We start from the raw sequence: 6,463 nt of genomic DNA on the forward strand, positions 1-6,463 counted from the left end.
TATAAATTTAATCATCAGTCGGTATCATATAATGAATAAAAATTCTAAAGACAGACTTATACGTATATTAGTAGGATATGTCGGACTCTATCCAACACTCCTAATTGTATTAACGTTATTGAAGCCTGTGACTCAAGGATTAAGCCTGCCAGTGGTGGTATTAATTGAAACGATCATACTCGTTCCGTTGACACAGCTGGTGTCCTTCCCACTAGCAGGCTGGGTCATTGAGCGTCTAAGCAGAAAAAAGTGATCGTTTTTCGCAGTGTTCACTGGCAAACCATCATATTATTCCAGCTCTTCAATCAACTGCTTCATCTCAGCGATTTCACGTTTTTGCGCCTTTATAATATCGTCAGCAAGCTGTTGTACACGCGGATCTTCAATATCAGCGCGACTACTGGTTAAAATAGCAATCGAGTGATGCGGTATCATGGCTTGCATCCAATCGACCTGATCGACAGTTGCTTGTGATCGCACACCCCAAATACCGACGGCAAACATCAATACGCTCAGACCATAGATCATCAAATTGACCTTGGTCTTCTTATACATATTGGTCATAAATGCCAACATGACCACTGCCATACCGGCACCCATGTAGAGCGCCATATAAGCTCGGGTTTCACTAAAATAAATATGATCCCATTCATAAGTATTGAAATACATCATGATGTACATCACAATCGTAGACGTCACAATCATCAGAGTGAACTTTACATACGGGTTCATGCCCTGTTGATGATCCATGTTGTTTTGATCTGAAGCATTCATAGTATATCCCCTATTATTTTAATAAAATTAGAACCAGAATTTGACCCCCGCAGTCAAACTACTGCTATCAACCGATTCATTTTCTTGACGTCGTTGACCACGAGCCTTGCCAAGCGCTGTCTCATAACTGACACCCACATAAGGGGCTAGCTGGCGACTGAACGTCTCGTAAGTCAGCCTGACCTCAGCTTCCATCTCATTAAAGCCCTTGGTAATACCATTATCATGGTCATCTTTACTAAAGGCAGTTAACCCCACCTCTGGTATGACCACCCAATGCTGATCCAAACGCCATTCGTACTCTGCCCCTAAATCAAGACGAAGTTGACCATCGGTATATAAATAGGCTCTCGCATCTGTTTCGATGAAATACGGCGCGGTGCCGACAATACCTGCCATAAGGGCAGCGTTATCATTCTCAGTATCGTAAGCGACACCAGCTTCACCATTCCAGAAAATGCTCAGTGGTTTCCAATAAGCAAGCGAGCTCAAGCTATCGATTTCTTTATCATCTTTAGTCTGAGCACTACCTTCCGTGCGTAGCCTGATACGATTGCTATCAGTCCCATACCAACCCGTCGCCTCGAAGTTGATTTGATCCTCATCAAACTGATAGCCCAAGTCGTCTACTGAGACTCCCCATAATGGCATGCTGCCCATCATCATTGGCTTACCATACTGCCCGTAGGGAACTCCGTTTGAATAGTCTGGACTGCGAGCATCGGCTGGTGGCTGCCCGCCTTGCATCCCCGACATATCCATGCCACTGTGATCCATACCAGACATATCACCTGACATATCCATGCCACTGTGATCCATACCAGACATATCACCTGACATATCCATACCGCTGTGATCCATATCAGACATATCGCCTGACATGTCCATGCTGCTGTGATCCATACCAGACATATCGCCTGACATATCCATGCCGCTGTGATCCATACCAGACATATCGCCTGACATATCCATGCCGCTGTGATCCATATCAGACATATCGCCCGACATATCCATGCCGCTGTGATCCATATCAGACATATCACCCGACATATCCATGGCACTGTGATCCATATCTGACATATCCATACCGCTATGATCCATACCAGACATATCGCCTGACATGTCCATACCGCTGTGATCCATACCAGACATATCAGCAGCCGTTGCAAACGATGAGGTGAGCAAGACTAGCGATGACAAACCAATGAATGGCAGATTTTTCTTAGATACTTTCATAATAAGCCTCATATTCGAAGGTTTGTTAAACGACGGCAACTTCTCTGAACATACCGGCTTCCATGTGATAAAGCAGATGGCAATGCCACGCCCATCGTCCAACTTCACCCGTCACATCGAAGCTAATTTTTTGCGCTGGCTGCACCACAATCGTATGTTTACGTACCTGAAAGTCTCCAGATGGGGTGCGCAAGTCGCTCCACATACCATGCAGGTGCATCGGATGATTCATCATGGTGTCATTGACTAAGGTGATGCGCACGCGCTCGTTAGGTTTAATATTAACAGGCGTTGCATCCTTAAACATGACACCATCTAGCGCCCAAATATAGCGTTCCATATTGCCCGTTAAATGTAGCTCGATCTCTCTAGTAGGTTTGCGCTGCTCTGCCAATACTTGCTCATCCACGGAGCGCAATTGATCATAAGTCAAAACCTTTCTATTAATATCACGCAGGTTAATACCAGGATCATCGAGGTTCATACGTGGACTGTCGACGCGCATATCACTCTTGAAGTCATACTCGGTCTTAGCATGTTTTGCTTTGTAGCCTTTGTCACCCATAGCCCCCATCATATCAGCCATGGTCAGCCATTCGATCTTGTCCATAGCCGGTATGGCAGCTCGCGCGCCTTTTTTGGTCGCAAGCGTGGTCGCGACATAGCCCGAACGATCGATATTTTGGGCAAATATCGTATGTGCATCTTTGGTCGGCGTGACGATGACATCATAAGTCTCAGCTACGCCAATGCGGAAATCATCAATCGCAACGGGTGCGACATCATTGCCATCCGTTGAGACGACGGTCATCTTCAGACCCGGTATACGCACATCAAATATCGTCTGTGCTGAGGCGTTAATAAAGCGTAGTTTGACGGGCTGTCCCGCTTTCACTAGCTGTGTCCAATTGGCGGCGGTGGTCTTACCATTCATAAGGTAAGTGAATGTCTTCTCACCAGACAGATCGGTAAAATCTGTCGGCATCATGCGCATCTTATTCCACATTTTGCGCTTGTCATAAGCGGCTTCTAGATCTGTTGCGGCAATATCAGACAATAGCTTTTTAAAATCTGGCAAATGGTAGTTATCAAAGTCAGCGCGCTGCTTTAATAGCTTTAGCAAGTTATGCGGATCGCGGTGTGTCCAATCACTCAATAAAATCACGTGATCTTCGGCGACTGGATGGCGTTCGCGGCCTTTAGGCTCAATGACGATAGCGCCGCGCATCCCAGTTTGCTCTTGAAAGCCAGTATGGGAGTGATACCAATATGTACCTGATTGAATGAGTTTGAATTTATAGGTAAAGGTACTGTTCGCAGGAATACCATCAAAGCTGATACCTGGCACACCATCCATTTCAAATGGGACGAGCAAGCCATGCCAGTGAATAGAGGTCGACTCATTCATCTGGTTATGGACACGGATGGTCACGGTATCGCCTTCTTGCATCTTTAGCGTTGGCGCTGGCAGTGAGTCATTGATGAGGGTTGCCATACTCGACTTGCCATTGACAGTAACGGGCTTCTTGCTGACATACAGGTCAAACTCATTACCGGTTAGGATAGGTACGATATGGTCAGATTTATCACTGTTGACGGCTACGTTTTGTTGACCTTTTCCTAGCGCACTATTGGCAATAGACGGCAGTGTGGATAGCATGGAGGCCCCTAATAGAGTAGAGGACCCTGTCAAAAAACGCCTACGGTTAAGCATATTCTTGTTCATAATTATTTACCTAACTTAATCCATGAAATGGGAGTTGAGTCTATATATTTATCAGTCAAGCTTATGTCTGCGACAGCCCATTAGTAGCGCTGGATAAGCTATTTAAACGTCACTCAAACTATAATTGCTGCTGCGGTGAGTCAATGGTTGCATAAATGGCTGTTGAGCCGTCTTTGTTAAGTTGCATCACTTTATACGGCATAAATTTATCTTGATATTCCATACCAGGGCTACCGACTGGCATGCCAGGTACGGCAAGACCGATCGCATCACTTGGTGGGTTTTTTAGGAACTGTGCCATATATTTGGCAGGGACATGACCTTCAAATACGTAGCCGTCAGTAGTGACGGCGGTATGACAAGAGCGCATCTGCTGCGGTACGCTGTAGCGCTCTTTAAACAAGGACAAATCTTCAACGTTCTGTGCGGTTGCATTTAGGCCATGACCTTCGGCATAACCGACCCATTCTTTGCAGCAGCCACAATTGGCGTCTTTATAGACGGTGGCTGAGATATTTTTTAGGATAGTTGGCTGGGTGTCTGAATGAGCACTGACAGGCATTATTTCCGCTTTTGGTTGCTCTGTTTGCGCGGTTTGCGTAGCGGTCGTTGGCTCAGTCGCTGGTGTTGAGTCAGCAGCAGCGTTAGGTTGACTACAAGCCGCTAATAATAGTGAAGATGTCATCATCACTAAAAGAACACGACCAGATAACCGGTTGTGTTCACTAGAAAATATATTGGTATAGCGTCTCATAAAATCACTCCTGAGCGTTTATCTGACGATCAAATTTATAAAAATTAAAGCCGTAACACTGACCAAAGTAGTATTGGTAAAGCTTAAATCGCAAAAGGCAGCACTATTTAGTACTGCATTTCTTACGAATAATCAATGTTGCATGCCGGATCCATTACCAGACATATCCATCTCACCATCACCAGACATATCCATCTCACCATCAAATGACATGTCCAACATATCATCGTCTATCCTAGTCGTTAGCATGGTGTATTGATTTTCATCTAAGTCAGGTAACGATCTGATAAAAGCGACCATTGCCCACATTCTATCGTCATCGTGCGAAGCGCCCCATGCTGGCATACCTGATGCCATAATGCCGTGTTTGATGGCCCAAAAAGCTTGCTGAGCACCGGCATCGGTCTTATAGCGTTCAACCAAGTCAACATTGGTAAAACTTGGCGGCTTAGGATATAAACTGGCGCTAAAATCAGTGCTTTCTACCCCAGGAGACAAGTGACAACCTGCACACATATCTTTGTAATCGGCACCGCCCGAGCTGATCATTTCTGTCTTTTCTAAGTTGGGAACCGTAATGTCCTTACTAGCATTCGCTATTGAACGCGTGCGGGCAGTCTCTAAGAGTTTATACATTATTGGGTTATGCGCTTGATCTGCTCCTATATTGACAATGCCGCTAGTAACAACTGCAAAAACCCCAACGACTGCCACAAGTGTGGCAAAAAGCGCACCCAATAAAAATTTCATATATCCGTCCTACAATTTATTGCTGTCAAAATGAGATTGTCATCTGATGTTAGGTTAGGCAATATTTGTCGTTGAACCTGACTCTTTACCTAGCGAGCGCGACTAGATTTACTTAGAAGCACTGTCATTAGTAACGCAATGCTTTTGATACATCGCTTTCATTTTGCTCATGTTGGTCATCATGGCTTTCATAGCAGGATCGTTCATATCCATTTTGCTATGATCCATTTTTCCCATCATATCCATATGCTTTTCCATCTTTTCGCAGTTCATCTGATCTTTCTGCGCATGCATTTTTGGGTCATGTGCCAAAGCTGACGTTGAAACAACTAAGGCTATAGCAGTGGCTACGATTGATTTAGATAGTGGCATTGATTTGAATAATGACATGGTAAATCCTTATTTGATTTGGTATAAAGTCAAAAAATCTTTGGGATGTTAAGTTATTTTAAAGCATACTTCATTGATTCTGACAGAGAGATGACAGCAAGATTACAATATTGTCATCTTGCTGTTTTTAGTTTTTAATGTTGCTTGTATTCATTTAGTATTGAGGCAGCATTAGAATCACGATCACGTCCATACTTATCTACGAAATACTTTTCAGACTGTAGATGCTGATCTTTGTGTTCGATCTCACAAGCCACTCGTGCATCATTATAGCGCTTCATTTGCGTACTAGAAACTTGCGCATCGTTGTGATCCAAGTTTTTTGCAAAGTCAGTAACCGCATCACAGTTATTGATGACTGACGTACTTAGCTCGGTAGTGTGCGCATTAGCCGCAGTAATACCAATAAGTACAGAAGCCGATAGCAGTACTGCTTTTTTGAATGAACCATATGTTTTCATGTAAAACCTCTTTTGTAAGTTGTTAGATGTTTGAATTGATTACCTGTGAAAATAATTCATAGTCGCTAGGTATGAACAACTATGTTTCATTCATACAGATTAGCAAATGAAGACTGACAATCTGATTACGAACAGATGACATCTTTGTCAGCTACCAGTCAATTTTGTCATCTGTGTGGGTTAAAACATTAAATAATTATAATCGTACTGAGGAATTACCATGAAAGTACTGCTGGTAGAAGATGAGTTGAAGCTTGGCGAGTACATAAAAAAAGGCTTAACGGAAGCTGGGTTTATTGTGGATCATCACATAACAGGTTTAGATGGCTATCACGCATTGATGACGGAAGAGTTTAGCGTGATACTGATGGA

Annotated in this window: 8 protein-coding genes; 1 reads left to right on the plus strand and 7 read right to left on the minus strand. The window is 43.8% G+C overall.

All coding sequences use genetic code 11. From position 1 onward, the window contains the following. The first annotated feature begins 31 nt into the window (after nt 1–31). A complete protein-coding gene (locus tag IE130_RS09815; protein WP_081501601.1) occupies nt 32–253 on the plus strand; it encodes a putative antibiotic biosynthesis monooxygenase in 222 nt (73 codons plus the stop codon). A 35-nt stretch (nt 254–288) separates the two neighbouring features. On the opposite strand, the gene IE130_RS09820 is transcribed toward IE130_RS09815, so the two are convergent. The 7 genes from IE130_RS09820 to IE130_RS09850 form a co-directional block, all read right to left on the minus strand. Continuing rightward, on the minus strand, nt 289–774 hold the full coding sequence (locus IE130_RS09820) for a DUF305 domain-containing protein (RefSeq protein ID WP_189585217.1): 486 nt from the start codon (nt 772–774) through the stop codon (nt 289–291). 27 nt (nt 775–801) lie between these two features. Then, nucleotides 802–2,010 carry a copper resistance protein B gene (locus IE130_RS09825; RefSeq protein ID WP_189585220.1) on the minus strand — a complete coding sequence of 403 codons (1,209 nt, stop codon included), beginning with the start codon at nt 2,008–2,010 and terminating at the stop codon, nt 802–804. A gap of 25 nt (nt 2,011–2,035) precedes the next feature. Continuing rightward, nucleotides 2,036–3,736 (minus strand): copper resistance system multicopper oxidase, encoded by a 1,701-nt coding sequence (locus IE130_RS09830; RefSeq protein ID WP_308430269.1) that lies wholly within the window; start codon nt 3,734–3,736, stop codon nt 2,036–2,038. Between the two features lie 118 nt (nt 3,737–3,854). Further along, nucleotides 3,855–4,490: a DUF411 domain-containing protein gene (locus IE130_RS09835; RefSeq protein WP_189585223.1), complete on the minus strand. Its 636-nt coding sequence runs from the start codon at nt 4,488–4,490 to the stop codon at nt 3,855–3,857. Nucleotides 4,491–4,622: 132 nt separating this feature from the next. After that, nucleotides 4,623–5,240 (minus strand): c-type cytochrome, encoded by a 618-nt coding sequence (locus IE130_RS09840; protein ID WP_189585226.1) that lies wholly within the window; start codon nt 5,238–5,240, stop codon nt 4,623–4,625. A gap of 108 nt (nt 5,241–5,348) precedes the next feature. After that, on the minus strand, nt 5,349–5,630 hold the full coding sequence (locus tag IE130_RS09845; RefSeq protein WP_189585229.1) for a hypothetical protein: 282 nt from the start codon (nt 5,628–5,630) through the stop codon (nt 5,349–5,351). A 134-nt stretch (nt 5,631–5,764) separates the two neighbouring features. Beyond that, entirely contained in the window at nt 5,765–6,091 is a 327-nt protein-coding gene (locus tag IE130_RS09850) for a hypothetical protein (protein ID WP_189585232.1), read from the minus strand. Nucleotides 6,092–6,463 lie beyond the last annotated feature (372 nt).

It is taken from the genome of Psychrobacter glaciei, from assembly GCF_014652895.1.
Taxonomy (GTDB): Bacteria; Pseudomonadota; Gammaproteobacteria; order Pseudomonadales; family Moraxellaceae; genus Psychrobacter; species Psychrobacter glaciei.

Excerpts from the sequence above, each read along its gene's own strand:
- IE130_RS09815 (WP_081501601.1), top strand. The coding sequence starts at position 32 with ATGAATAAAAATTCTAAAGACAGACTTATACGTATATTAGTAGGATAT.
- IE130_RS09820 (WP_189585217.1), bottom strand. The coding sequence starts at position 774 with ATGAATGCTTCAGATCAAAACAACATGGATCATCAACAGGGCATGAAC.
- IE130_RS09825 (WP_189585220.1), bottom strand. The coding sequence starts at position 2,010 with ATGAAAGTATCTAAGAAAAATCTGCCATTCATTGGTTTGTCATCGCTA.
- IE130_RS09830 (WP_308430269.1), bottom strand. The coding sequence starts at position 3,736 with ATGAACAAGAATATGCTTAACCGTAGGCGTTTTTTGACAGGGTCCTCT.
- IE130_RS09835 (WP_189585223.1), bottom strand. The coding sequence starts at position 4,490 with ATGAGACGCTATACCAATATATTTTCTAGTGAACACAACCGGTTATCT.
- IE130_RS09840 (WP_189585226.1), bottom strand. The coding sequence starts at position 5,240 with ATGAAATTTTTATTGGGTGCGCTTTTTGCCACACTTGTGGCAGTCGTT.
- IE130_RS09845 (WP_189585229.1), bottom strand. The coding sequence starts at position 5,630 with ATGTCATTATTCAAATCAATGCCACTATCTAAATCAATCGTAGCCACT.
- IE130_RS09850 (WP_189585232.1), bottom strand. The coding sequence starts at position 6,091 with ATGAAAACATATGGTTCATTCAAAAAAGCAGTACTGCTATCGGCTTCT.